We start from the raw sequence: 24597 nt of genomic DNA on the forward strand, positions 1-24597 counted from the left end.
CCTGGGCTGTACTCCGACACCGTGAGTGAGCTCGTCGCGAGCATCTGCAATCACAACGAAAACTAGCCCCCACATCCCTGAAGGATCACGAAACGGTTACACCACTCCACGGGACTTGACCAGACCTCATGACGAAAGCACTCTCCGCTGCAGCTGCACGGGCCATTGAGCGTCGAGCGAATCACAAGCTCGCGGTGCTGCGGCATGTCGAGGAAGTCAGCGGGAACATCGCCGCGAGCTGCCGCTGCTACGGCGTGAGCCGGCAGGCCTACTACGCCTGGCTGAAGCGCTACCAGGCCGGAAGGGTTCGAGGGGCTGAAGGACCGCTCCAGCGCCCCGCACCATTCACCGACGGCGACCGACGCCGAGGTGATCGAGAAGATCCTCTGGCTGCGCCAGCAGTATCACTTCAGGCTGGAGAAGATCGCGATGTAGTTGAAGCGGTATCACGACGTCACGATCAGCGTCTCCGGAGTCTGGCGGATCCTGAAGAAGGTCGGTCTGAACCGGTTGCCCGCCTCGCAACGTTACAAGCGTCGAGAGATCCGGTGGAAACGCGACGACCGTCTAACACGGCCTCGCGCAAGCAGGCCACGCACAGTCCGACCTCGAAGCCGGCCACACCCCGGCAAACACGTCATCGTCGTCTGACCCGGCCTGTGTGGTCACCCGCGGAGGTCACCCGCGGACGATTTTCGCGGCGAGAAGCGGCGCAGGGTAAAGCCGGCTCGACAGCGACGACGGCGTCCTCCTCGCCGACTCGGATTCAGACGGGACACACGGCGACGCACGACGGCGATCCGGTGGACAGTGCCACGGCGACACTGCCGTCGCACTCCAGCACCGCCACGTCGTCCGCGTCCTGGAGGGCGACGAAGTACTTGCCGTCCGACCGGACGGCGAAGTGGCATGGGTTGGCACCGCGCGGGGGTGTACACTCGGCGACCAGCCTCAGCACGGTGCCGTCGCCGCCATCAGCCGCCGCTGCCAGTGTTTCAATCGGGCGCCGCACGCGAGACGACGCAGGACGCCGCGACTATGTAGGTTTGTCGTGTGAACGCACGTCCGCGCATTTCCCGCCGAATCAGTTCCATCGCCGAGTCCGCCACGCTCAAGGTCGATGCGAAGGCGAAGGCCCTGCGCGCGCAGGGGCGGCCGGTGATCAGCTTCGCCGCCGGGGAGCCCGATTTCGTGACGCCCGCCTCGATCGTCGAGGCCGCCGTCCGGGCCGTGCACGACCCGCGCAACTACCGGTATACGCCGGCTGCCGGGCTGCCGGAGCTGCGCGAGGCGATCGCGGCGAAGACCCTCCGCGACTCGGGGATGTCGGTGGCCCCCTCGCAGGTCGTCGTGACGAACGGCGGCAAGCAGGCCGTGTATCAGGCGTTCGCCACGCTTCTCGATCCGGGCGACGAGGTGCTTCTGCCCTCGCCGTATTGGACCACCTATCCGGAGGCCATCGCGCTCGCCGGCGGCGTACCCGTGCCCGTCTTCGCGGGCGCGGACCAGGACTACCTGGTCACGGTGGAGCAGTTGGAGGCGGCACGGACGGAGCGTACGAAAGTCCTGCTGTTCGTCTCGCCTTCGAATCCGACAGGAAGCGTCTACTCGCCTGAACAGGTGGCGGAGATCGGGCGCTGGGCCGATGAGCACGGACTCTGGGTGATCGCCGACGAGATCTACCAGAACCTCACCTACGACGGGGTGCGCGCGGTGTCCATCACCGAAGCGGTGCCCGCGCTCGCCGAACGCACCCTCCTCGTCAACGGCGTCGCCAAGACCTATGCGATGACCGGGTGGCGCGTCGGGTGGATGGTCGGTCCCGCTGACGCGATGTCCGCGGGCGCGAACCTCCAGTCCCACCTGAGCTCGAACGTGTCCAACATCTCGCAGCGCGCGGCGATTGAGGCCCTCACCGGCCCGCAGGACGAGGCGGAGGCGATGCGGGAGGCGTTCGACCGTCGCCGTCGTACCATCGTCGCGGAGCTCAACGCCATTCCGGGGGTCCGGGTCCCGACGCCGCGGGGCGCTTTCTATGCCTATCCCGACGTCACCGGTCTGCTCGGGCGCGAGTGGGATGGTGTCGTCCCGCAGACGTCGCTGGAGCTGGCGGACCTGATCCTGGATCGGCTCGAGGTCGCGACCGTGCCCGGTGAGGCGTTCGGGCCCTCCGGCTATCTCCGGTTCTCGTATGCGCTCGGCGACGCCGATCTCCTCGAGGGAGTGCGGCGCCTGCAGCGGTTCTTTGCCTGAGATACTCCGCGGAGACCACCCGCCCCCGGCGCGAACCTCCCTCTGCCGCCCCCGGTATTTGTCAGGTAGGTTACACTCTGACATCAATGGTCCGGAGGGAGTCATCATGACCGACACCGTCGCAGGCATGCAGGTTCAACGGCATGCGCCGATCCGCGAGCAGGTCGCCTCGATCCTGCGCGCTGCGATCCTCGATCGACGGCTGCAACCGGGGCAGCTGCTGGTTGAGCGTCAGCTGTGCGAGCTGACGAACGCCAGCCGCCCGTCAGTGCGCGAGGCGCTCCGCCAGCTGGAGGCCGAGGGGCTCGTCGAGTCGCAGAACGGCCGCGGGACGGTCGTCAGCGTCACCAGCCCGGAGGTCGCGAAGCAGGTGTACCAGGTGCGTGCCGAGCTCGAGGGCCTCGCCGCCGAGCTGTTCGCCCAGAACGCGAGCGACGAGCAGCTCGCCCGGCTGCGCGCTCGATTCGAGGACGTCGCGAGCGAGGTCGACCGGGTCGAGGAGGCGGGTCCCTTCGCCATGCTCGACGCGAAGAACGCGCTCTACGACGTGCTGTTCGAAGGGTCCTGCAACGAGGTGCTCCGGCAGACCGTGTCGATTCTGCAGCGCCGGGTCAACCAGCTGCGGGCGCAGACGCTCTCGGCTCCGGGACGCCCCGCGCAGAGCCTGGAGGAGATCCGGGTGCTCGTGGAGGCGTTGGAGCGTCGCGACGCCCCGGGGGCGCGGATCGCGGCCACGGCCCACGTGGAGGCCGCCGCTCGAACGGTGCTCGGCGACAGCTGAGTTCGCGCAGCCGTTTCGTCGGCCTCGACTTGTTCGGTATGCTGTCTGACAGCTGGTGACAGACGATTCCGCAAGGAGGCGGCATGCTGGACGAGACATTCGACGCCCGGGGACGAGCAGTCCCGATCGCGGGCACCTTCGACCCACGCTTCGAGGGTGTCGTGGAGGCGTTCCGCGAGAACTACCGCCAGGACGAGGACGAGCTCGGGTCCGCCGTCTCGGTGGTCGTCGACGGCGTCCCCGTCGTCGACGTCTGGGGTGGCTGGGCCGACGAGGGCCGTGAAGAGCCGTGGCGATCCGACACCATCGTGTGCATGATGTCGGTCGCCAAAGGCGTCAGCGCGATCGCGATCGCGCAACTGGCCGACCGCGGGCTCATCGACCTCGATGCCCCCGTCGCCGACTACTGGCCGGAGTTCGCCCAGAACGGCAAGGAGGGCATCCTGGTCCGCTGGGTGCTCGACCACCGCGCCGGACTGGCCGCGATCGCCGACGCTCCGCCGCCCGCCGGCGCGACCTTCGACAGGGAGGCGATGGTCGCCGCCCTCGAGCGCACCCGCCCCCTGTGGGAGCCGGGAACGATCGCGGCCTACCACGTGCAGACGCAGGGCTACCTCCTCGGCGAGCTGGTCCGCCGGGTGACTGGCCGCCCGATCGGACGCTGGGTGCACGACGAGATCACCGGCCCGCTCGGGGCCGACTATTGGATGGGGCTGCCGCCGAGCGAGTTCGCCCGCACCGCCGACCTGCTGCCGAATCCCGCCTCCCGGCTGATCGCGGCACGCGACGCCGAGCCGGCCGACTCCCTGCGGGTGCGTGCGCTCGCGCAGAATCCCGACTGGCCGTGGCGCACCATGGTCAACTCCCGCGAGTGGCGCACCGCCGAGATCGCCAGCGCCAGCGGTCACGGCAACGCCCGATCGGTGGCCCGGATCTACGCCCCGCTCTCCCGGGGCGGCCAGGTCGACGGCGTGCGCATCCTGTCGCCGCAGGCGATCGAGCGGATGGCGACCGTGCAGCACGACCAGATCGAGGTCGTGCAGGAACGCCACTACCGGCAGGGGCTCGGGGTGCTCCTCAACTCTCCGGATGCGGTGTACATGGGCCCGCATCCGGAGGCGTTCGGTCATCACGGCATCGGCGGATCCGCCGGCTTCGCCGATCCCGTCGACCGGGTGGCGTTCGGGTACTCGACCAACCGCATGCACGCGGTGGGCACCAACGGGCCGCGCGCCGCGCGCCTGATCGACGCGGTGTACGCCGCCCTGTGAGCGCGGTGACCGACGACAGGAGGAGAACCATGGAATCGGACCAACGAGTGGCCGTCGTCACCGGAGCCGGGCGCGGCATCGGGGAGGCGGTCGCGCGCCGGCTCGGCGCGGACGGACTGCACGTGGTCGCGGTCGACATCGACCCGGAGACCGCCGGCCGCACCCGCGACGCTGTCGTCGCGGACGGTGGCACCGCCGACGCGCTGGCCCTCGACGTGTCGGACCGCGCGGCGGTCGCTGCCGCCCTCGACGGGATCGCCGACCGCCGCGGCCGGCTCGACGCGATCGTGAACAACGCGATGTGGATCCGCTACGGCGCGCTCGAGCAGATGGACGAGGCGACGATAGACCGCATGCTGGCCGTGGGCCTGAAGGCGATCGTCTGGACGACCCAGGCCGGCCTCCCCCACCTGCGCCGCACGTCCGGCTGCATCGTGAACGTCTCGTCGCCCGCGGCGGTGCGCGCGACCGCGGGCGCCGCGATCTACTCGGCAGTGAAAGGGGCGGTGTCCAGCCTGACCTGGCAGATGTCGAACGAGCTCGGCTCCCAGGGCGTCCGCGTCAATGCGGTCGTCCCCGGCGCCGTGCCGACCGAGGGCGCACGCGCGCTCGTCGACGACGCGGGCTACGAGCTGCGGCGGGCGCACACGCCGCTGGGCCGGCTGGGCCGCCCGGAAGACCTCGCCGCCGCCGTGTCGTTCCTCGTGTCGGAGGACGCCGCGTTCGTCAACGGACACCTGCTCGCCGTCGACGGCGGCCTCCTGGTCTCGTGATCCGCCAGCTCGACGACGCCGACGTGGCGCGCCTGGCGACGCCGGCACGCACGGTCGGCCTGATGCGCGCCGCCCTGGAGGCGCACGCGCGCGGCGGCTTCGTGGCCACCCCGCGCACCGCGCTGCCTGCCGGCGCGACCGACCTGGTGATCGGATCCGGCGGCCGCGTCGCAGGCCCGGTCGGTTTCCGCGCCTACGGCGGCTGGGGTCCGCACTCCGATCAGCTGACCGCGGTGTGGAACGCGGACGGGCAGCTTCTCGGCGTGGTCACCGGCGAGCTGCTGGGCATCCTGCGCACCGGCGCCCTGGGAGGCGTCGCCATCGACGCGCTCGCCTCCCCGGATGCCGATCGGCTCGGCGTCATCGGCAGCGGGCGCATGGCGTGGGGCCAGGTGTGGGCCGCCTCGGCCGTGCGGCCCCTGCGCAGTGTCGAGGTCTACAGCTCCTCGCCGGCCCGCCGCGACGACTTCGCGCGGCGCGTCGAGGACCGGCTGGGCATCCCGTGCCGGGCGGTGGGCACCTCGGCGGAGGCCGTGGCCGGCAAGCCGATCGTCATCCTGTCCACGACGTCGACCACGCCGGTCGTCCGCCTCGGGCAGCTGGCCGACGGCGTCCACGTGAACAGCACCGGGCCCAAGCGGGCCGCCGGCACCGAGCTGGACCCGCAGATCGCCGAGGCAGCCGCGCTCATGGTGTCGGACGCCCCCGCCCAGGTCGCCGCCGACGACGACTGGTTCAGCTCCCGGAGGCCGACCGACCTCGCCGCGGTCGTCGCGGGCACGGCACCGGGACGCGGCGCCCGCGACGACCTGACGCTCTACTGCTCGGCGGGGCTGACCGGCACCGAGCCGCTGCTCGCCGCCGATCTGCTGTCGGCCGGCTGAGCGCGCACCTCCAGCCCGGCCCGACGCTCCAGCGGCCGGATTATCTCGGTGTGGTCGGCTCCGGCGGCGAGCTCGGCGTTCAGCTGCTCCCAGCGCTGCTGCACGGCGTCGGAGAGCGCCATGTCGAGCCCGAGTGCGCGGCCGAGAGCCGTCGCAATGCGGACGTCCTTCTCCAGCAGCGACGCCGAGAAGCCCGAGTCGAAGGTGCCGGGCAGCACATAGCGGGGCAGTTTCAGCTCGGTGGAGCCGCTGCGCCCGCTCGAGCTGTTGACGACCGAGAGGAACACCTCGGGATCGACGCCGAACCGCGTCGCGGCGACAGCCGCCTCGTCCGAGACGAGGAGGTGCGCAGCGGACATCAGGTTGTTGAGAGCCTTGACCGCATGCCCGGCGCCGACGCCGCCGGCGTGGACGACACGGGACCCGAGCACGCCGAACAGGTCCGACAGCGCCGTGAACTGCTCGGCGTCGCCGCCTACCATGATGGTGAGCGTGCCGCCGACGGCGCCGACCACTCCGCCCGAGACCGGGGCGTCGACGAGTTCGATGCCGTCCGCTGCGAGTCGCTCGGCGAGCGCGCGGGTGCGCTCCGGCTCCGAGGAGCTCATGTCGACCAGCTCGCGGAGGGCGCGCTCGCCGGCGGGGATCGCCGCCAGCTGTGCCGCGACCGACTCGACGATGTCGCTGTTCGGGAGCATCAGGATGACGACCTCGGCCGCCCGGGCGACCTGCTCGGCATCGGCGACGACCTCGATCCCGCGGGCGGACGCGTCCGCGCGGCCGGCCGGCGACGCGTCGAAACCGACGAGCCGGTGACCCGCGGCGATCAGACGACCGGCCATCGGGGCACCCATGTGCCCCAGGCCGACCATCCCGACGATGCGGTCAGCCATCGATCTCGGCGAGGACCGACTGGGCGTGACGGGTGGCGTCCAGGGCGGCGGGGACGCCGCAGTAGATGGCGGTCTGCAGCAGCACTTCTTGGATCTCCTCCGCGGTCACGCCATTGCGCACGGCTCCTCGCACATGCAGCTCGAACTCATCCATTTTGCCCAATGCCGTGAGCATCGCAAGGTTGATGAGGCTGCGCGCCCGCAGTTCGAGGCCGGGGCGGTTCCAGATGGCGCCCCAGCAGTACTCGGTCACGAGCTCCTGCAGCGGCCGCGTGAAGTCCGTGGCGTTCGTGCGCGACCGCTCGACGTGGGCATCGCCCAGGACCCGGCGGCGCATCGCGTCGCCGCGCTCGAGCATCGAGGGCGAGGTGGAGGTGTCGGATGTCGTCATTGAAGTTCCTTCATCGAGTGTCGCGGGTCGGATGCTCCCTCGACTACCGCCGTGGAAGCTGTCTGACAATAAGCTATCTGCAAACAGCTATTGTGCCAAGAGCAAATCTCTCATAAACTCCAGCGAACGCAGCGCAGCGTTCCCCGCAGCGCCGCGAGAACCCACCCGAGAGGATCACAACGATGTCGGTACCCCTTGTTTCGGCCCGAGCCCGCCGCGCGACCGCAGTGACCGCGGCCGCAGCGGCGACGGCTCTCGCCCTCGCCGGCTGCTCCGGCGGAATCGCTACGCAGACCAAGCCCACCGGTGGCTCCGCGACCTGCTCCTCGACCGTGCAGATCGGCGCCCCCCTGCCGCTCTCCGGCCCGCTGGCCGACTTCGGCAACAACAGCCTCAACGGCGCCAAGATCGCCGCGGACGACATCAACAAGGCCGGAGGCCTGACCGGCCTAGGCGGCGCCAAGCTCAAGATCGTCGCCGGCGACACCAGCTCGGCCGACGCGGGAACCGCCACCAGCGCGACTTCCAAGCTCATCGGCGACGGCGCCGTCGGCCTGGTCGGAGCCTGGCTCAGCAACCTGACCACGACGGTCAGCACGGTCGCCGAGCAGAGCCAGGTCCCGATCCTCACGCAGTCGTGGGCCGACTCGCTCTCGCAGCGCGGCTACAAGTACTACTTCCAGGCTCCGCCTAAGTCGAGCGTGATCGGCAAGGCCGCCACCGACTACATGGTCTCCGCAGCCAAGTCGGTCGGCGTGACCTTCACCAAGGTCGCGGGCGTCGGACCCAACGACGTGGCCAACACCACGCAGATCAACGCCGCCGTCAACGCGTTCAAGGCCGCGGGCGCCGCAGCCGACGAGCCGACGTTCTACCAGGCCGGCATCACCGACGCGACGCCCATCATCACCCGGATCGCCGCCCAGAACCCCGACCTGATCCTCATCAGCGGCTCGCCCGCCGACGCCTCGCTGATCGTCAAGGGCCTGCGGGCGCACGGGATCACCACCCCAATCATGGGCTTCGGCGGCGCCTTCGTCGTGCCGAGCTTCGCGAAGGTCATGGGCCCGGAGGTCGACGGCCTGCTGGCGGTCGGCGCCTGGAACTGGGACCTCCCGATGGACGGCGTCAAGAGCGCCGCGAAGGAGTACGAGAAGGCCCACGGCGAGTTCATGCCGATGGAGGCCGGCGAGTCGTGGAACGACGTCTACCTCCTGGCCGCCGCGATGGAGAAGGCGAAGTCGTGCGAGCCGGCGAAGATCGCGACCGCGCTCCACTCGATGACCGCCACCTCCGGACCCGCGGCCTCGATGCCCGGCGGCAAGGTGAGCTTCGGCGAGGACGGGACCAACCCCAGCGCAACGCCGATCCTCACGCAGTGGAAGAACGGCAAGACCGTGACCGTGTGGCCCAAGCAGTACGCCACCGCCACGATCGATCTTAAGAAGTAACGAACGAGCGGTGCCCGTCCCCCGCGGGCACCGCTTCTCTCACGGACGGACCCGATGACAACTCTCATCCAGGTGATCGTCTCCGGCATTCTGGTCGGCGGTCTCTACGGCATCATCAGCAGCGGCCTCTCGCTGAGCTTCGGAATCTCGAAGATCGCGAACTTCGCGCACGCGGACTTCGTGACGGTCGGGATGTATTCGACCTTCCTCCTGGTCGGCCTCCTCTCCTCGTGGGGGCTGCTCCTCGCACCGGTCGTCGCGGTCGTGATCGGCCTGATCGGCGTACTGGTCTACGTGGTACTGCTCCGCCGCTCGCATCTGCGCGCGGAGAACGACGACGAAGCCCATCTGCCCCAGGTGGTCATCACCGCCGGCCTCGGCATCCTCATCCAGTCGGTGCTGCTGACCATCTTCGGATCCAACGACCGCAGCATCTCCACGATCCTCGACGGATCGCTGCGGATCGGCGGCATCGCCATCTCGAAGGCGCAGCTCGTCGCCTTCCTGGTGTCCGCAGTCGCCTTCGTCGCGCTTGAGATCGTGGTCAACCGCACCGAGTTCGGCCGCGCACTGCGGGCCATCGTCGACGACGGCGAGCAGGCCGCGGCGGTCGGGGTCAACCGCACTGTGATGGTGGCCTCCAGCATGGGCATCGGAGTCGGCCTCGCAGGCCTCGCCGGGGCCTTGCTCGCCACGTATCAGACGGTCACGCCGACCTCGGGCTTCGGCTATCTCGCCATGGCGTTCGTCGTCATCATCCTGGGCGGCCTCGGGAGCATCCGGGGGGCCTTCATCGCCGGCATCGTCGTCGGGATTGTCCAGCAGGCGACGGGCACCTACATCGCCCTCGACCTGCAGAACGTCGCGATCTGGGTGCTGTTCCTCGTGGTCCTCCTCGTGCGGCCCAACGGACTCTTCGGAAAGGGCGTCACGCTGTGAACGCATTGCACGGCGCCCTGCGCACCGTCGGCCCGGCGGTCGCCGTCGGGCTGGTCACCCTCTCGCTGCCGTTCTGGCTGATCCAGCAGCAGTACGTACTCGCCATCGTGATGGTCACCATCATCTGGGCCATCGCCGGCCAGGGCTGGAACATCATCGGAGGCTACGGCGGCCTGCTCTCGTTCGGTCACTCGGTGTTCTTCGGAGTCGGCGCCTACACCACCGCCCTGCTCACCATCCACCTGCACATCTCGCCCTGGATCGGGATGCTGGTCGGCGCGGTGGTCGCCGCGGCCCTCGGCGCGGTGCTCACCTTCCCGGCGCTGCGGCTGAAGGGGGTCTACTTCACGCTGGCGACCTTCGTGATGACCCTGCTGTTCGCCGACCTGGCCACGCACTTCTCGTCGTTCACCGGCGGCGACCAAGGCCTGTCGCTCCCCTTCGTACGCGAGGACCCGTCGGCCTTCCAGTTCGGGTCTCCCCTGGTCTTCTACTACGTGCTGACCGGCTTCCTGGTGCTCGCGACGCTGATCGTGGCGCTGGTGGGCAACAGCCGGCTCGGCCTGTTCCTGAAGGCCAGCCGCGACGACCCCGACGCCGCTCGCGCGGCGGGCGTCGACGTGACCCGCACCCGGCTGATCGGCCTGATCATCAGCGCAGCGGTGACCAGTATCGCGGGAAGCCTCATGCTCGAATACCTGCGCTTCATCGACCCGGCCACGGGCCTCGGATCGAACACCGGATTCATCATTGGCCTGGTGGCGCTCGTCGGCGGCCGTGGCACGATCCTCGGCCCGATCATCGGCGCCGCGGTGCTGATCCCAGCGCAGCAGCTCCTGGCGTCGGCGTTCTCGTCCGCGCCGTCCGGGCTTTCCGGAATCGCCTACGCACTCATCGTCATCGTCATCATGCTGGTGGACTGGCGCGGCCTGCACCACCTGATCGGGCGGCTGTTCCGTGCCGTCCAGCGGCTGGTGCGGCGACGACCCGTCCCCGTCGAAAGGAGGGCGTCATGACCGACGATGTCCTGCTCCGCGTCAGCGGCGCGACCGTGGCGTTCGGCGGCGTCGTCGCCGTCAACGATGTCTCCCTCGAGGTGCGACCCGGCGAGATCGTCGGCCTGGTCGGCCCGAACGGCGCGGGCAAGAGCACGCTCTTCGGCGCCGTCGCCGGTGCGGTCCCCCTGAAGTCCGGCACCATCGAGTTCCGCGGCGAGGACGTCACCCGCCGCCGTGCCATGCAGATGTCCCGCCGCGGTGTCGCCCGCACCTTCCAGAAGGTCCGGCTGTTCTCGTCGCTCTCGGCCGCGGACAACGTGCTGGTCGCCGCTCGCGCGCACGACCGGTCGCCCGCCCGGGCCCGCCGGCGCGCGGACCAGGCGCTCGACCGCGCCGGGTTCAGCGCCGACAGGCAGGTCGCCGTCGGGTCGCTTCCGCTCGCCGACCGCAAGCGGATCGAGATCGCGCGCGGGCTCGCCGCCCAGCCGTCGCTGTTGCTGCTGGACGAGATGATGAACGGCCTGACCGTCGAGGAGACCGACGCGCTCACGACCGCACTTCGGACTCTGCCCGACGAGGGCATCACGGTGGTGCTGGTCGAGCACGTGCTGCAGGTCGTCCGCGCACTCTGCGACCGGCTGGTCGTCCTCCACCACGGCCGGCTGATCGCCGATGGCGACCCCGCGGAGGTGCTGGCCCGCGACGATGTGGCCGAAGCCTGGCTCGGCCGCGCAGAAGGAGACGACGAGAGATGATGCTGTCGATTCAGGGTCTGAGCGCCCGCTACGGCGACGCCGAGGCGTTGCGCGGAGTCACCCTCGGCGTCGAGCAAGGGGACTTCTACGGGATTCTCGGAGCCAACGGCGCCGGCAAGACCACCCTGCTCCGGGCCATCATGGGGCTGACCCCACCGGCCGTCTCCGGGCGGGTCGAGTTCGACGGGCACGACCTGCTGCGGCTTCCCCCGCACCGGCGCACCGCACTCGGCATCGCGGTGGTCCCCGAGGGGCGGCGGATGTTCTCCAGCCTCAGCATCCGCGACAGCCTGCTGATGGGCGCGTACCGGCGAGGTGCGGCTCGGCAGCGGGCGGGCATCGACCGGGTGCTCGCGCTGTTCCCGGAGCTCGCCGATCGGATGCACCAGCCGGCGGGGAGCCTGAGCGGCGGCCAGCAGCAGATGGTGGCCGTCGGCCGTGCGCTCATGTCCGACCCGCGCGTGCTGCTCCTCGACGAGCCCTCGCTCGGGCTGGCGCCGGTCGTGGTGCAGCGGATGTTCGACGTCCTGCGCGACCTGCACCGCGAGCAGGGCCTCACCGTGGTGCTCATCGAGCAGAACGCCCGCGAGGCCTTCCCCCTGCTCACCCGGGCGGTGGTGATCGAGCGCGGCCGCGTGGTGATCGAAGGCGACCGGGCCGAGGTCGAGGCCTCGCCCGCCGTCGCCCAGGCCTACTTGGGCCAGGTCTGATGCCCGGGCGCCTGGAGGGCCGCGTGTGCCTGATCACCGGTGGAGGCCAGGGCATCGGGCGCGCGATCGCGGAGCTCTTCCATGCCGAGAGCGGCGCGGTCGCGATCGCCGACCGCGACGTCGAGCGCGCGCGCGAGACGGCCGAAGCCCTAGGCGCCGGTGCGATGGCGGTCGGGCTGGACGTCTCGGTCGTCGGCTCGCACGCGGCGGCTCTCGACGCGGTCGAGCGCGAGCTGGGCGTCGCCTCCGTGCTGGTCAACAACGCCGGTGTCGGCCCGCACGCCGCACTCCTGGACGTCACCCCCGAACTCTGGGATCAGGTGCACACCGTCAACCTGCGCGGTGCGTTCTTCCTGCTGCAGGCCGCGGCCCGGCGCATGGTCGAGCACGGCACTCCCGGCTCGATCATCAATGTCACCTCCGTGGTCGCGGATCGCGTGTGGATGCCGAGCACGGCCTACGCCGCGAGCAAGCGCGGTCTCACGGCGGTGACCGAGTACGCCGCGGCCGAACTCGGACCGCACGGGATCCGCGTGAATAACCTCGCCCCCGGGCCGACCGACACGCCCCTCTCCGCCCCGCGGTATCAGGACCCCGCGTTCCGGGAGGCGATGGTCGCCCGGCTGCCGCTCGGCCGCGTGGGCACGCCGCGCGACCTCGCCGAGGCCGCCCTGTTCCTGGCGTCGGACGCCTCAGCGTTCACGACCGGGAGCACCCTCTACGTCGAAGGCGGCCGGCGGGTCGGCTGAGCCCGGGCGCTCCGGTCGAAGGCCGCCACGATGCGATCGGTGCGCGCCGTCACCCGGTCCACGAGCTCCGGATGGCTGAACGCGTAGAGCTCGTCGGCCTCCATCGCGTCGAGCGCCGTCGCGGCGACCTCTGCGGGATCGCGCCAGCGGATCCAGTCGTAGCCCTGGCGTTCGAGATCGAGATCCGCCAGGCGCGTCTCGCCCTGGCTCCGGCGGTGCCGCTGGCTCGTCGCGATCCCCGAGCGGGTCGGCCCCGGCGAGAGGATCGTGACGCCCACCGCCGGGTCCGCTCCCTGGAGCTCGGCGGCGAGCACCTCGGCCATCGCGGTCACGGCGGCCTTGGTCGCCGCGTATCCGCCGAGCGGCGGGTTGGGGGCGTAGGCGGCCATCGACGAGGTCAGGAGGAAATGGCCGCCCACCCGGCGCATGCCGGGCAGGAACGCCGTCAGGGGGTGGATGACGCCCCAGACGTTGACGCCGAGCAGCCACGACCAGTCGTCCTCGGTCATGTCGGCCACCGGTGCGCCCGGCCCGACGCCTGCGTTGCAGGCCAGGACGGACACGGTGCCCACCTCGCGCTCGACCCGCTCGGCGAGAGCGTGCACCGACGGTCCCGACGCGAGATCGCACTCCATCGCGACGCCGCCGGTGTCCGCAACCGTCTGCGCGGCGGCGGCAGCGTCGATGTCGACCGCCACGACCTGTGCGCCGCGTTCGGCGAGGCCCTGGGCGAGGCCGCGGCCGATGCCGGAGCCGGCGCCGGTGACGAGGGCGATCCGTCCGGTCAGCGCGGTCATGCGGCCGTCTCCGCCGCGGGCAGCACGAGACGTCGCGCGTGCTCGGGGAGCTCGGCGACCGCCTGCCACGCCGGGTCGTCGAACACGCCGGGGTCGTGACCGGGGACGAGTCGCACCGCCTGGCCGTTCGCGAGCAGCTCGCGGACGACGTCCAGTGCCGCGTACATGTCCGGGAGGCTGTCGAGGTGCACGAACGGCCGATCGCTCTCCAGCTCCTCGACGTAGTGCACTGCGTCGGAACTGAGCAGCACCGTGCCGCCCGCGGTGTCGACCAGCACGATCGACTGACCAGGCGTGTGGCCGCCGACCCGGAGCACGCGCACGCCGGGTGCGGGCGAGACCTCGTCCTCGAACGTCGTCACGCGGCCGTCCGCATCCGCGCGGTCGAGTGCGCTCAGTTCGTCGGGCTCGCTCACTAGCGCGAACAGCGGCCTGCGGGCGACGGGGCGCCGCCAGAACTCGAGCTCCGCGCGAGCGACGTGGATGCGCGAATGCGGGAATCGGCCGAGGTTGCCGATGTGATCGTAGTGCTCATGCGTCAGGATGAGCTGCGGCGCCTCGTCCGGGCCTGCGCCGAGCGCCTCCGCCGCCGCGACCGGGTCGACGAGCAGCGTGCGCCCCCGCGCTGCGCCGGCGCGCGCCCCGAACCCGCAGTCGACCAGGATCGGACCGCGCGGCGTGCCGATGAGCCAGAAGTAGTAGTCCATCCGCAACGGTCCGTCCGCCTCGCCGCTGGCCCAGTGATTGAGGAAGACCTCCGACCGTCTGCTCTCCCGCGTGCCGTAACGGACGGCGATGATTTCGTTGGGAGGCAGTTCTCCGGCGTTCACAGCGCGGCGCCGACGGCGAGGTCCGACAGTTGCTGGAAGCGGGCGATGTTCTCGGCCTGGGGCAGGAGTCCCGCCGTGAGCGCGACGAACGTCAGGTCGAGTTCGGGATCCACCCAGAACAGCACGCTGCCTGCCCCGTAGTTGCCGAACGTCGACGGCGAGGTCAGCGTTCCCATCTGGTGCACGGGGATGCCGGGGCCGCGAAGGTTGAAACCCAGCCCGAGCGCAGCGGGAGGCACGGCGTAACCCGCGCGGAGCGCGACCGTGCGATAGAGCTCGTTCGGCAGGTCTCCCGTCCAGTTCGTCCGCGCGAGCCGGATCGTGGGAGGTGCGAGCAGCCGGACGCCGTCGAGCGTGCCCCCGCCCCGCAGCAGTTCCACGAGCCGCCCGAGGTCGGCCGCGGTCGAGGACGCGCCGACCCAGGTCGCCTCATTGCTCGACGCCGAGAACAGACCCTGCGGATCGTCGTTCTCGTGCGAGCGGTGGGTGATCGGAACGACTCCGCGCAGGTCGGGGACGATGTGCCGCGGGCGGAGCTCTTCGCGCAACCCCAGTCCGGTGTCCACCATCCCGAGCGGATCGAGCAGGTCCTCCTGGACGATCCGGCGGATGTCACGACCGGCGGGGTCACGCCTGCGCAGGGCCTCGGCGAGGAGCACGTGGTTCGCCATCGGCGAGTAGTCGCAGCGCGTGCCCGGCTCGACCGCGCCGGGCACGAGTTCACACACGGCTGCCACCGCGTCGCCGAGGCGGTCGTAGATGCGCCCGGGCGCGGGCTCCCAGACGCCTGGCATGCCGGTCGTGTGCGTGAGGAAGTGGAAGATCGTCGCGCGGTCGCGCGGCGGTCCCGCGAACTCCGGGATGATTTCGGACATCCGGTCGGTCAGAGCGAACCAGCCGAGCTCGACCGCGCGCAGCACGAGCACGTTGATGAGGGCCTTGGTCCCGGAGAAGATGCTGAAGACCGAGTCGGGCTCCAGCGGCCGCTCGTGCGCCGCGTCACCGAAGCCGATCGCCTCGTGGAACCCGACCTCGCCTCCGCGGGCGAGGCGGATGACCGCCCCGTGGTAGCGTCCACGCTCGACATCGGCTTGGACCACGGCGCGCAGCCGATCGAGACGTTCGGAGTCGAAACTGAACAACCGCGTCCACCTTTCGCGTAGCTTGTCAGCAGTATATATGTCAGACAGCCCACACGATAGTACTTCGAAGGACCACCTCGCTATGATTGTCAGATAGCTAGAGAGCTATCTACCTGTTCAGGCTTGACCGCAGCGCGGCGATTGAGAGTGACCTTCCATGAACGTCGTACCCTATGTCCTTCCCTCAGCGGTGGCCGATCTCCTGATCGCCGTCGTCGGCACCGAGAACGCACTCCGCTCCCCCGAGGAGCGCGGCACGTTCCGGGATCCATACTGGAGCGCCGAGGACCACTCCTACGACTCGTCGCTCGTCGTGTTCCCCGACTCAACGGAACAGGTCCAGGGGATCGTGCGCATCGCGAACGAGCACGGCGTACCGCTCTGGAGCTCGTCGCAGGGGCGCAACAACGGCTACGGCGGGCCGTCACCGCGGGTGGCCGGCTCGGTCCTCGTCAGCCTGCGACGCTTGAACCGCGTGCTCGAGATCGACCGGGAGCTCGCGTACGCCGTCGTCGAGCCTGGAGTCAGCTGGTTCGAGCTGCGGGAGGCCCTCGACGCCTCCGGCAATGAGGATCTCTGGTTCTCCATCCCGGATCTCGGCTGGGGAAGCGTCATCGGCAACTCGCTCGACAACGGCCTCACCTACGGTCCGTACGGGTCGGACTTCCAGAAGATCTGCGGCATGGAGGTCGTGCTGGGCGACGGCTCCCTCCTCCGCACCGGGCTCGGAGCCCAGGAGGGCAACGAGTCGTGGCACCTCTACACCCGGGGCTTCGGCCCGGTGCTCGATCCCCTGTTCATGCAGTCGAACTACGGGATCGTCACCCGCGCCGGCCTCTGGCTGATGCGACGGCCCGAGGCGTTCGCTCCGTTGTTCCTCACCATTCCGCGACACGATCAGCTGGCCGACGCGATCGACATCTTCCGCGAGCTGCGGCTGGACGGCGTCGTGCGCGGCATCCCGAGCATCCAGAACCTCGTGACGATGTCAGCGCAGTTCGACCACACCCGGCACCTGTATCTCCGTGCCGACACGGCGATGAGCGAGGAGGCGCTCGACCGGCTGGGCGACGAGTGCGGTCTCGGACGATGGGGGGCCCGGACGGCGCTGTGGGGCGACGCACCGGTCGTCGAGCACCAGCTCGGCCGCATCCGGAGGGAGTGGGAGCGTATCACCGGAGGCCGCGTCATCTCCGACCGCATCTACCGGCGCGACGAATGGGATCAGATCGACGCCTTCGTGGAGAAGGTCCAGGCCGGGATCCCGAGCATGGACATCGTCGCGGCGACGCCGTCGAATGTGGGTCACGCGTTCTTCGCCCCCGTCCTCCCGCTCCGGGGCGCCACCGTCGTGCGCAACGTCGACCTGATGCGCGACACGATCGTCCGGGAGATCGGCAACAACCACGTGTGCGCGCTCTACTTTCCGAACGACCGCACCTGCATCGTCGTGAACAGCGTGACCTTCGATGCAAGCGACCCGGAGATCACCGCCCGCTCCTACGGCGCGCTCAAGTCGCTCGTGGCCGAGGCGAGCGAGCGCGGATACACCGAGTACCGCGCACACGTCGATCTGATGGACCTCGTCGCGGACCAGCTCTCGTTCAACGACCACGCGTACCGCCGGTTCGTCGAGGCGATCAAGGACGCCGTCGACCCGAAGGGCATCCTGGCCCCCGGTCGCAACGGCGTGTGGCCGGGCTCGTACCGGTCGTCGCCCGAACGCGGTGTGTCGCCGACGGCACCGGGTCCGGAGACGGACGCCTAGCGATGGAGCTCGGAGTGCCGGGCGCGACGGGGTCGCTGTCGCACGGGTCGCTGTCGCACGGGTCGCTGTCGCACGGGTCGCTGACGTGGGGCGTGAAGCAGAGCCTGCTGGACTACCTCGGCGCGCTGGACGATGCGGAACTGTCCGGGACCCGCGCCTCCGACGACCCGGCTGCGCCGTTCCTCTTCACCGAGGCGAGGACGTCGAGCCCCGAGGCTCCGAGCTACCACGGCCGGATGCACCTCGTGGCCCACGGCGGCGAGCTGGACATCGACCTCGCCGATCCGGAGGTCGGGCGGTCGGACGGCGGCTGGACAGTCGCGTTCCGCACCGCTTCGGGCGGTCTGCTGGAGCTGATCCGGCTGAACGAGGTGGAGGTCGAGCATGAGCGGGGGCTGGTCGTCCGGCGGGCATCGGACGTGGCGCTGGTCATCGGAGCGACAGCGCTGTTCGGCGGGAGCTACGCGCCCTACACTCGGATGGCGCCGCTGACTTTCTCCGCGCGGCTCGCCCGCGGCTGACGTCGGGGCGGTCGTTCAGATCTCGAGCCACAGCTCCGCAGTCGTCGCGCGGGACACGCAGATCATCAGGTGTTCGTTCCGGCTTCGCTCCGCGGGGGTGAGGATGGCGTCGCGATGGTCCGCCACCCCGGCGACGATCCGCGCCTCGCAGCTTCCGCAGGTGCCCTCGCGGCACGAATAGGGCCACGCGATCCCGGCGTCCTCCACCACGTCGAGGATCGACTTCTCCGGCGGCACCTCCAGGCGCGCCTGCGCGCGCGTCAGCTGCACCGAGAACTGCATGCGCGGTGCGGCCAGCGCGGCCGCGTCGGGCCGGAAGCGCTCGACGCGGAGCCGATCCTCCGGCCACACGGCCGCCAGCCCGGTCAGCAGCGGCTCCGGACCGCAGGCGTAGACCACGGTTTCGCGCGGCACCGCCGCCAGGTGCTGCTCGAGGGACAGCCTCCCCTCTTCCCGGCTGGCGACGACGCGCACTCGGCCGGCCGGCAGTTCTGCCACGTCCGCGAGGAACGCCAGCCGCTCGCGACTGCGGCCCAAGTAGAGGAGCGACCACTCGTCCCCGCGGGCCTGGGCTGCGCGGACCATGGGCAGAATGGCCGTGATGCCGATCCCGCCGGCGACGAACAGGTACCGGGGCGCAGCGCCGAGCTCGAAGTTGTTCCGCGGCCCCCGCACCGCGACGCGGTCGGCCAGGGTCATCCGGTCGTGGACGAACGCCGAGCCGCCGCTGCCGGCCTCCTCGCGCTGGACGGCGATCGTGTACGTGCGCTCATCGCCGGGATCGCCGCACAGAGAATAGGGCCGCACGATCCCGCCGGGCAGGACGAGCTCGATGTGGGCTCCGGGCCGCCAGCGCGGCAGTAACCCCCCGTCGCGCGCCCGCAGCTCGACGGTGACGACCTCGTGCGCCTTCCGCGCCAGCGCCACGATCTCGCAGTCGATCGCGCTCTGGCGCGATCCGGGTGCGCCGGCGTGTGCGCCGGCGGGGGTAGCGACGGCAGGGGTAGCGCTCCGCTCCACCGCTGCACCGAGGTCCACGAGCAGGCTCGTCGTCTCGCTGACCGCGTTCGCGTGCTGCTGCTTCCACGCTCCCGTGAGGCTCACCCCGGGATAGCGCTCGAGGACGGCCAGCAGCGTCTCCTCGATCTCCATCCGTGCCAGGTTCTGACCGAGGCAGTTGTAGGGGCCTCCGCCGAACATCAGCGGTCGCGAGACCCCGCGATCGAGACGGTAGTCGTCCGGGCAGTCGAAGAAGGCCGGGTCGCGCTGACCGGAGCGCACCGAGACGAACGCCCACTCCCCCGCGCGGATGGTCACGCCGTCGAGCGTGACATCCTCGGCGGCCAGCCGGAAGATGGTGCCGAAGCGCGGGTGGAGCCGGATGGCTTCCTCGATGACGGCGCCCCGCAGCTGCCGGTCGTCCACGAGAGCCCGCCACCGCTCGGGATGCGACAGCAGCATGCCGAAGGTGTTCCCCAGCTGGTGCGCCGTGTTGTCGACGCTGGCCTGCAGGAGCGCGAACGACTGGGCGACCAGCTGCTCCTCCGTCACGAGGCCGTCCTCCTGCTGCCGGATCATGACGGAGGTGAAGTCGTCGCCGAGATCGCCGCGCCGGATGTCGAGGTGCTCGCGGACGATCGCGACCGACTCGAGGATCGCCTCCTCCGCCTCCTCGCGGCGGCTGACATCGACGTTCAGCAGCGTCCCCAGCACGGAATCGGCGATGCGGATGACCGTCGCGGACCGGTCGTACGGGATGGAGACGAGCTCGCAGTAGGTGCGAGCCGGGACCTCCCAACACAGCCGCATCAGCTCGAACTGCGGCGGCTCCTCGATCTGATCGATCACCTCGTGCACTATCGTCCGGATCCGTTCGCGCAGCTTCGCGATCTGCGCGGGCCGAAACAGCGCGGCCAGCGAGGCGCGCATCTGCCGGCGCTGCTCGCCCTCCGTGTTGGTCACGCCCATGTCCATGTATCGCCGCGCTTCGCCCTGGATGCCGAGCTGATCGAGACGGTACTGGAACGACGGGCCCTTGAGCAGCTTCGGGTGCTCCAGCACCTGCATGCCGTGGTCGTAGTCGAGCACCTCGATACCGCGCGCGCTCCGAACGGCCCAGGACCGGACGCTGAGCTCGCGCAGTCGTTCGAGCGCCGTCAGCTCCGCCACATCCACCTCGGCGAGCTCGGCGACCTCACGCGAATCCTGCTGACTCACGAATCCTCCTCGACCAATTATGAGTGCGTCTATCATAATACCGGTTCCTCGCCGTCAAGGCACATCCGCCGCCGCCGCGCGACCATAAGCTGGAGTCATGATCACGACACCCCGTCGCCCTGGCCGCCCGCGGGTGGCCGACCCGGAGACGGTGAGCGCTATCGGGCTCGAACTGATCAGCCAGCAGGGCTGGACCGCCACCACGATGAACCAGATCGCCCGCGCATGCGGCGTGAGCTCGCCTACGCTCTTCCGGTATTTCCCCACAAAGGCAGCGATGCTGTGGCACGGCATGGACGAGAACGAGCGCCTGTTCCGAGCCGCCTTCGCCGCCCGCTCCGCTGACGAGCCTGCCGTGGACAGTATCGTCGACGCGTACGTGTCGATGCTGGCGAACACCCAACACCTGCCCCTCCTGAAGGCCCGCATGGCGGTCATCAGCCGCGACCACGACGCCGCACAGGCAACCTGGCCCACCCACGAGCACTGGCGACACCTCGTGACCTCGTTCGCCGCAGAGTCACGACACGTCGAGCCGAGCTCACTGGAAGCACGCGCGATCGGCGCATCCATCTGGGCGATGCTGTGGACCGCGATCACGGAATGGGCTGTTAGCGATGACGAAGACCCCGCGGCCTTTGTCGACGTTGCCCGCGCCTATGTCGCATGCGCTATTGACTGAAACCGCCCCGAGAAGTCTGGTGGGCGGCAGGCGTGGGCTTCGAACTCTAGCGGCGGACCCGGCAGCGCCTGCAATCGAGCGAGAATCCCCGGAATATCCACGTTTTTGGGTGAGGATGTGGATCGCTCGATGCCCTCCGATTTTGCCCAAATGTTGTCAAAGTGTTGTCACGCACAGTGCGCACGACATCAATTCGCGCCCTACACGTCGTTAGTGTGAGAATCTGCGTATGGATGCAGATAAGGCCATGTGTGGTCGCGACCCGGAGAGCCCGTTCGTCGAACTCGCCGTAGAGGTGTTCGCGATGCTCGCAGACGCGACTCGCGTGCGGATCGTCCTCGCGCTCCGTGACGGAGAGCTCTCGGTGAATCACCTGGCCGACATCGTGGACAAGACACCCACGGCGGTGTCCCAGCATCTGGCGAAGTTGCGCCTCGCACGAATCGTGGCAACCCGGCAGGAGGGCACGAGGGTGTTCTACCGGCTGGCGAACGAGCACGCGAGCCAGCTGGTCACCGATGCGATCTTCCAGGCGGAGCATGCGCTGAGCGGCGAACCCGCCCACCACCGGCTCGAGCACGTCCAGGTGGCCCGCTGGTGCTTGCCGCGCTTCGCAACACCGGGGTCCAGGCCGCCCTGCTCTCCGCGCTCCTCTTTGGTGCGGGCACCCCGCTGGCCAAGCTGCTGCTCGCGGATAATGTCAGTCCGATCCTGCTCGCCGGCCTTCTCTACACCGGCTCCGGGATCGGTCTCGGTCTCTACCGGCTGATCCGCCGCCCCGGCCGGGTCCGCATCGCCCGCAACGAGATCGCACCTCTGGTCGGCGCCGTCTTCTTCGGTGGTCTCGCCGGCCCGGTGCTGCTCATGGTCGGCCTGGCGAACATGCCCGCCTCGGGCGCCTCCCTACTCTTGAACGCAGAAGGCGTGTTCACGGCCGTGCTGGCCTGGTTCGTGTTCAAGGAGAACTTCGACCGCCGTATCGCGCTGGGCATGATCGCGATCGTCGCCGGCGCCATCGTCCTCTCGGTGCCCTCCGGGGCGAACTTTGGCAGTCCTTGGCCGTCGCTGGCGATCCTCGGCGCCTGCCTGTGCTGGGGGCTGGACAACAACCTGACGCGCAAGGTCGCGCTCAACGACGCCACCTGGCTCGCCGCGATCAAGGGCGGAGTCGCCGGGCCGGTCAACCTGATCCTCGCTTTCGCGCTCGGCGCCCAGCTCCCAGGGGCGTTCAATATCGCGGCCGCGATGCTCGTCGGCCTCATCGCCTACGGCATCAGCCTCGTCCTCTTCATCGTCGGGATGCGCCACGTCGGCACCGCGCGAGCCGGCGCCTACTACTCCGTCGCCCCCTTCTTCGGCGCCCTCCTCGCACTCGCGCTCGGCGAGCCGCTCACCTGGCCCGTAATCGTCGCCGCCATCCTCATGGCGATCGGCGTCTGGCTGCACCTCACCGAGGTCCACGAACACGAGCACACCCACGAACCCATCACGCACGAGCATTGGCACGTCCACGATGAGCACCACCAGCACCAACACGAACCCGGGCAAGAAGTCGCCGACGGGGTCCGGCACAAGCACGTCCACACGCACGAGCCCATCACCCATAGCCACCCGCACTACCCCGACGCCCACCACCGGCACAGCCACTGACCACGAACTCGGCAGAAACAAATAGCGCACGTTACCGACATCCGGGACAGACCACGCAGTAGAACAGCGATCACCCGTCCACGCCCGGTTTGGCTGACCGAGCAAGAATTCGACCTGGAACACGACGCCGTCGTCGCGCCGACAGCCCGTCACCTGCGATCGCGTACGTGCGTTTCCACGAAGCCGTCGTACGACCGGAGGTCGAAGTCGTGGCGTGGAACGAGCACGCCGTCCGCATCCGCTTCACCGCGCGCTACGCCAGGTACACGAGGGGTGGGTGTCGAGGGACGCCGTCCGCTCGAAACGGCGCGGACGATCGAGCGTCGACGTTGACCTGCATCAGGTGCGCACCCTCTCCGTCCTCCCCTGCTGGTTGGCGCGCAGTGAAGCCTGCGGCGATTCTTCGGTCGCCCGCCCTCCGCGCAAGCCCCTCCGGGGCCGGCCGCGCCGCCCTACCGGATGGCACTCCGGACGGACTCCTGATCGGCACAGCGTGCGTTCACGGCACACCAACCAGCAGGAAGGAAGCGATCATGCGCACCCTCATCACGGACACCAACGAGCTGACCCACTTCACCGCGGTGTTCAGCAAACACGACCTTGCCGCCGATCTGGCACCCCGGCTCAGCTGCATCGAAGTCGATGCCCTCGCCTGCCTCCTCCGAGCACTCGGAGAACCCGCCACCGCCGACACCTGGATCCAGGAACACGCTACTCACGACGAGCTCGGCGACGCCCATTACCAGGGCGACACCCTCGAGTACCTTGTTCCGATCGACCCGATGGACAACCTCGGCTGCGACAGCTGCCAGTAAGAACCGACGAGCCCACGCCGAACAGGCGCGGGCTCGCCTCGTGTGATGGGAAGACAGGAATGGAGCCGCGAGCGGCGCCGTGTTGATTGTGTTGTCCGTCTGCCTGGCCGGTTGATCGTAGTTCGCTTCCGCGGGCTGCGTGCCGGGCTTTCGCGGCATATCCTCACTCGCTGCGCTCCCTGCGGTATTCCACGACCCGGCACTGCGCTCCGCTCCCGCTCACCCTCGATCCCCTTGCCAGACAGGCGAACAAGAACAGTTGAAGGGATCACAGAACCATGAGCGAGACCACCACCGTGGCGGGCACCATCGAACACCTCGATCCGCACACGCTGATCATCGAAACCAACGTGCGCCCCTCCGCACCCATCACCACAGCTTTCGTGCAGAGCATCAAGGAGAACGGGGTCCTCACCCCCGTCCTCGGACACCGCAGCGACAACGGCACCGTCACCGTCCGCGCTGGACAGCGCAGGGTCTTCGCCGCCCGCGAAGCCGGACTGACGACCATTCCCGTCTACCTGGTGAATGCGGGCGAGGTGACGGCGGAGCGGATTGTGCAGCAGATGGTCGAGAACGAGCAACGCGAAGCCCTGACCGACGGCGACCGTGCTGCTGCGTTCCAGCAGCTCGCGTTCGAAGGACTGAGTGTCACCGCAATCGCACGACGCACCGGCACCAAGCCGAAGGAGGTCAAGACCGCACTAGCGGTGACCGAGAACGAGGCTGCGGCGTCCGCGATCCAGGAGCACCAGCTGACCCTGGATCAGGCGGCGGTGCTGATCGAGTTCGACGGCGACGACGACATCCGTGCCGACCTGATCCAGGTCGCGACCACGGACCCGTCGCAGTTCACGCACGCGGCCCAGCGGGCACGCGACGAGAAGGCCCGCGCCACGACCAAGTCCGAAGCGGAAGCTGACCTGGCGGGACGGGGATACGCGATCCTCGACATTGATCCCGGCTACTACGACACCGAGTACACCCGCATCAGCGAACTCCTCACCGACGACGACCAACGCGTCACCATCGAGCACATCGAGGACCTCGACGGACGAGCCGCCCACGTGCGCGTCCACGCCGACGGCGACGCCACCATCAGCTACTTCCTCCGCGACCCGAAAGCCGCAGGCTTCCACACCCACAGCGGCACCCCGTCCAAGACGGGGCCGATGACAGACGAGGAGAAGACCGAACGGCGCATCCTGATCGCCAACAACAAGGCGTGGGCATCCGCCGAGATCGTCCGCCGCGAATGGTGAGTTAACTGCACCACCAGCGCGTCGCCACAGCGGGCGATTTCGCGTTGGTAGACCGATGGTACGGC

General features: G+C 69.6%; 24 protein-coding genes and 2 pseudogenes. 19 read left to right on the top strand and 7 right to left on the bottom strand.

Translation table 11 applies throughout. The annotated features are described in order from the left end of the window. Positions 1-306: 306 nt before the first annotated feature. A pseudogene (locus AC1ROW_RS21305) lies at positions 307-435 on the top strand (IS481 family transposase); the annotation flags it as partial. 331 nt (positions 436-766) lie between these two features. Here AC1ROW_RS21305 and AC1ROW_RS21310 read toward each other — a convergent pair. After that, complete coding sequence (locus AC1ROW_RS21310) at positions 767-1012, bottom strand: hypothetical protein (RefSeq protein WP_493021555.1); 246 nt, start codon at positions 1010-1012, stop codon at positions 767-769. 41 nt (positions 1013-1053) lie between these two features. On the opposite strand from AC1ROW_RS21310, the gene AC1ROW_RS21315 reads away from it, so the two are divergent. From AC1ROW_RS21315 to AC1ROW_RS21335, 5 genes are all read left to right on the top strand, one after another. Beyond that, on the top strand, positions 1054-2253 hold the full coding sequence (locus AC1ROW_RS21315; RefSeq protein WP_493021556.1) for a pyridoxal phosphate-dependent aminotransferase: 1200 nt from the start codon (positions 1054-1056) through the stop codon (positions 2251-2253). Positions 2254-2359: 106 nt separating this feature from the next. Next, a complete protein-coding gene (locus AC1ROW_RS21320; protein WP_493021557.1) occupies positions 2360-3034 on the top strand; it encodes a GntR family transcriptional regulator in 675 nt (224 codons plus the stop codon). Between the two features lie 83 nt (positions 3035-3117). Beyond that, positions 3118-4305 (top strand): serine hydrolase domain-containing protein, encoded by a 1188-nt coding sequence (locus AC1ROW_RS21325; protein ID WP_493021559.1) that lies wholly within the window; start codon positions 3118-3120, stop codon positions 4303-4305. 29 nt (positions 4306-4334) lie between these two features. Beyond that, complete coding sequence (locus AC1ROW_RS21330; protein ID WP_493021561.1) at positions 4335-5078, top strand: SDR family NAD(P)-dependent oxidoreductase; 744 nt, start codon at positions 4335-4337, stop codon at positions 5076-5078. Beyond that, positions 5075-5962 carry a hypothetical protein gene (locus AC1ROW_RS21335; RefSeq protein ID WP_493021563.1) on the top strand — a complete coding sequence of 296 codons (888 nt, stop codon included), beginning with the start codon at positions 5075-5077 and terminating at the stop codon, positions 5960-5962. The genes AC1ROW_RS21330 and AC1ROW_RS21335 overlap by 4 nt, the downstream gene beginning before the upstream one ends. Here the strand turns inward: AC1ROW_RS21335 and AC1ROW_RS21340 are convergent. Together AC1ROW_RS21340 and pcaC are read right to left on the bottom strand one after the other, a co-directional pair. Then, positions 5896-6855: an NAD(P)-dependent oxidoreductase gene (locus AC1ROW_RS21340; protein WP_493021565.1), complete on the bottom strand. Its 960-nt coding sequence runs from the start codon at positions 6853-6855 to the stop codon at positions 5896-5898. The genes AC1ROW_RS21335 and AC1ROW_RS21340 overlap by 67 nt on opposite strands. Further along, positions 6848-7246, bottom strand: a complete 399-nt coding sequence (pcaC, locus tag AC1ROW_RS21345) for a 4-carboxymuconolactone decarboxylase (protein ID WP_493021567.1) — start codon at positions 7244-7246, stop codon at positions 6848-6850. Before pcaC ends, AC1ROW_RS21340 begins: the two co-directional genes overlap by 8 nt. A 182-nt stretch (positions 7247-7428) precedes the next feature. On the opposite strand from pcaC, the gene AC1ROW_RS21350 reads away from it, so the two are divergent. From AC1ROW_RS21350 to AC1ROW_RS21375, 6 genes are read left to right on the top strand one after another with little or no spacing between them, the layout of a single operon-like run. Beyond that, positions 7429-8697: an ABC transporter substrate-binding protein gene (locus AC1ROW_RS21350; RefSeq protein WP_493021569.1), complete on the top strand. Its 1269-nt coding sequence runs from the start codon at positions 7429-7431 to the stop codon at positions 8695-8697. A gap of 54 nt (positions 8698-8751) precedes the next feature. Next, positions 8752-9636 (top strand): branched-chain amino acid ABC transporter permease, encoded by an 885-nt coding sequence (locus AC1ROW_RS21355; protein ID WP_493021571.1) that lies wholly within the window; start codon positions 8752-8754, stop codon positions 9634-9636. After that, the gene (locus AC1ROW_RS21360; protein ID WP_493021573.1) at positions 9633-10652 is read left to right on the top strand and encodes a branched-chain amino acid ABC transporter permease; all 1020 of its coding nucleotides are present in this window, start codon (positions 9633-9635) and stop codon (positions 10650-10652) included. Before AC1ROW_RS21355 ends, AC1ROW_RS21360 begins: the two co-directional genes overlap by 4 nt. Beyond that, positions 10649-11389: an ABC transporter ATP-binding protein gene (locus tag AC1ROW_RS21365; protein ID WP_493021575.1), complete on the top strand. Its 741-nt coding sequence runs from the start codon at positions 10649-10651 to the stop codon at positions 11387-11389. The genes AC1ROW_RS21360 and AC1ROW_RS21365 overlap by 4 nt, the downstream gene beginning before the upstream one ends. Next, positions 11386-12099 carry an ABC transporter ATP-binding protein gene (locus AC1ROW_RS21370; RefSeq protein WP_493021577.1) on the top strand — a complete coding sequence of 238 codons (714 nt, stop codon included), beginning with the start codon at positions 11386-11388 and terminating at the stop codon, positions 12097-12099. Before AC1ROW_RS21365 ends, AC1ROW_RS21370 begins: the two co-directional genes overlap by 4 nt. Next, a complete protein-coding gene (locus AC1ROW_RS21375; protein WP_493021579.1) occupies positions 12099-12848 on the top strand; it encodes an SDR family NAD(P)-dependent oxidoreductase in 750 nt (249 codons plus the stop codon). Before AC1ROW_RS21370 ends, AC1ROW_RS21375 begins: the two co-directional genes overlap by 1 nt. Here the strand turns inward: AC1ROW_RS21375 and AC1ROW_RS21380 are convergent. Genes AC1ROW_RS21380 through AC1ROW_RS21390 form a run of 3 tightly spaced genes read right to left on the bottom strand, consistent with a single transcriptional unit; the run spans position 12818 to position 15617 of the window. Beyond that, positions 12818-13645, bottom strand: a complete 828-nt coding sequence (locus AC1ROW_RS21380) for an SDR family oxidoreductase (protein ID WP_493021581.1) — start codon at positions 13643-13645, stop codon at positions 12818-12820. The genes AC1ROW_RS21375 and AC1ROW_RS21380 overlap by 31 nt on opposite strands. Beyond that, positions 13642-14475, bottom strand: coding sequence for an N-acyl homoserine lactonase family protein (locus AC1ROW_RS21385; RefSeq protein ID WP_493021583.1), 834 nt, complete (start codon positions 14473-14475; stop codon positions 13642-13644). Before AC1ROW_RS21385 ends, AC1ROW_RS21380 begins: the two co-directional genes overlap by 4 nt. Further along, a complete protein-coding gene (locus tag AC1ROW_RS21390; protein WP_493021585.1) occupies positions 14472-15617 on the bottom strand; it encodes a serine hydrolase domain-containing protein in 1146 nt (381 codons plus the stop codon). Before AC1ROW_RS21390 ends, AC1ROW_RS21385 begins: the two co-directional genes overlap by 4 nt. A 157-nt stretch (positions 15618-15774) precedes the next feature. Between AC1ROW_RS21390 and AC1ROW_RS21395 the strand changes: the two genes are divergently transcribed. Both AC1ROW_RS21395 and AC1ROW_RS21400 read left to right on the top strand, forming a co-directional pair. Next, complete coding sequence (locus AC1ROW_RS21395) at positions 15775-17385, top strand: FAD-binding oxidoreductase (RefSeq protein WP_493021587.1); 1611 nt, start codon at positions 15775-15777, stop codon at positions 17383-17385. A gap of 14 nt (positions 17386-17399) precedes the next feature. Next, positions 17400-17906, top strand: a complete 507-nt coding sequence (locus AC1ROW_RS21400; RefSeq protein ID WP_493021588.1) for an HtaA domain-containing protein — start codon at positions 17400-17402, stop codon at positions 17904-17906. Between the two features lie 15 nt (positions 17907-17921). On the opposite strand, the gene AC1ROW_RS21405 is transcribed toward AC1ROW_RS21400, so the two are convergent. Further along, a complete protein-coding gene (locus tag AC1ROW_RS21405; protein ID WP_493021590.1) occupies positions 17922-20123 on the bottom strand; it encodes a cytochrome P450 in 2202 nt (733 codons plus the stop codon). A gap of 97 nt (positions 20124-20220) precedes the next feature. Here AC1ROW_RS21405 and AC1ROW_RS21410 point away from each other — a divergent pair, with 97 nt between their 5' ends. The 5 genes and pseudogenes from AC1ROW_RS21410 to AC1ROW_RS21430 all read left to right on the top strand — a co-directional run bounded on the left by AC1ROW_RS21410 (position 20221) and on the right by AC1ROW_RS21430 (position 24532). Then, a complete protein-coding gene (locus tag AC1ROW_RS21410) occupies positions 20221-20805 on the top strand; it encodes a TetR/AcrR family transcriptional regulator (protein ID WP_493021592.1) in 585 nt (194 codons plus the stop codon). Between the two features lie 229 nt (positions 20806-21034). Further along, positions 21035-21382, top strand: a pseudogene (locus AC1ROW_RS21415) (ArsR/SmtB family transcription factor); the annotation flags it as partial. A 20-nt stretch (positions 21383-21402) separates the two neighbouring features. Further along, positions 21403-22455 (top strand): DMT family transporter, encoded by a 1053-nt coding sequence (locus tag AC1ROW_RS21420; protein WP_493021594.1) that lies wholly within the window; start codon positions 21403-21405, stop codon positions 22453-22455. 533 nt (positions 22456-22988) lie between these two features. Beyond that, on the top strand, positions 22989-23270 hold the full coding sequence (locus AC1ROW_RS21425) for a hypothetical protein (protein WP_493021596.1): 282 nt from the start codon (positions 22989-22991) through the stop codon (positions 23268-23270). A 278-nt stretch (positions 23271-23548) separates the two neighbouring features. Beyond that, on the top strand, positions 23549-24532 hold the full coding sequence (locus AC1ROW_RS21430; RefSeq protein WP_493021598.1) for a ParB/RepB/Spo0J family partition protein: 984 nt from the start codon (positions 23549-23551) through the stop codon (positions 24530-24532). The last annotated feature ends 65 nt before the right edge of the window (positions 24533-24597 follow it).

Source organism: Leifsonia sp. GW821-FHT13C09, assembly GCF_058806435.1.

Excerpts from the sequence above, each read along its gene's own strand:
- AC1ROW_RS21320 (WP_493021557.1), top strand. The coding sequence starts at position 2,360 with ATGACCGACACCGTCGCAGGCATGCAGGTTCAACGGCATGCGCCGATC.
- AC1ROW_RS21325 (WP_493021559.1), top strand. The coding sequence starts at position 3,118 with ATGCTGGACGAGACATTCGACGCCCGGGGACGAGCAGTCCCGATCGCG.
- AC1ROW_RS21330 (WP_493021561.1), top strand. The coding sequence starts at position 4,335 with ATGGAATCGGACCAACGAGTGGCCGTCGTCACCGGAGCCGGGCGCGGC.
- AC1ROW_RS21340 (WP_493021565.1), bottom strand. The coding sequence starts at position 6,855 with ATGGCTGACCGCATCGTCGGGATGGTCGGCCTGGGGCACATGGGTGCC.
- pcaC (WP_493021567.1), bottom strand. The coding sequence starts at position 7,246 with ATGACGACATCCGACACCTCCACCTCGCCCTCGATGCTCGAGCGCGGC.
- AC1ROW_RS21350 (WP_493021569.1), top strand. The coding sequence starts at position 7,429 with ATGTCGGTACCCCTTGTTTCGGCCCGAGCCCGCCGCGCGACCGCAGTG.
- AC1ROW_RS21355 (WP_493021571.1), top strand. The coding sequence starts at position 8,752 with ATGACAACTCTCATCCAGGTGATCGTCTCCGGCATTCTGGTCGGCGGT.
- AC1ROW_RS21365 (WP_493021575.1), top strand. The coding sequence starts at position 10,649 with ATGACCGACGATGTCCTGCTCCGCGTCAGCGGCGCGACCGTGGCGTTC.
- AC1ROW_RS21370 (WP_493021577.1), top strand. The coding sequence starts at position 11,386 with ATGATGCTGTCGATTCAGGGTCTGAGCGCCCGCTACGGCGACGCCGAG.
- AC1ROW_RS21375 (WP_493021579.1), top strand. The coding sequence starts at position 12,099 with ATGCCCGGGCGCCTGGAGGGCCGCGTGTGCCTGATCACCGGTGGAGGC.
- AC1ROW_RS21380 (WP_493021581.1), bottom strand. The coding sequence starts at position 13,645 with ATGACCGCGCTGACCGGACGGATCGCCCTCGTCACCGGCGCCGGCTCC.
- AC1ROW_RS21395 (WP_493021587.1), top strand. The coding sequence starts at position 15,775 with ATGAACGTCGTACCCTATGTCCTTCCCTCAGCGGTGGCCGATCTCCTG.
- AC1ROW_RS21410 (WP_493021592.1), top strand. The coding sequence starts at position 20,221 with ATGATCACGACACCCCGTCGCCCTGGCCGCCCGCGGGTGGCCGACCCG.
- AC1ROW_RS21425 (WP_493021596.1), top strand. The coding sequence starts at position 22,989 with ATGCGCACCCTCATCACGGACACCAACGAGCTGACCCACTTCACCGCG.
- AC1ROW_RS21430 (WP_493021598.1), top strand. The coding sequence starts at position 23,549 with ATGAGCGAGACCACCACCGTGGCGGGCACCATCGAACACCTCGATCCG.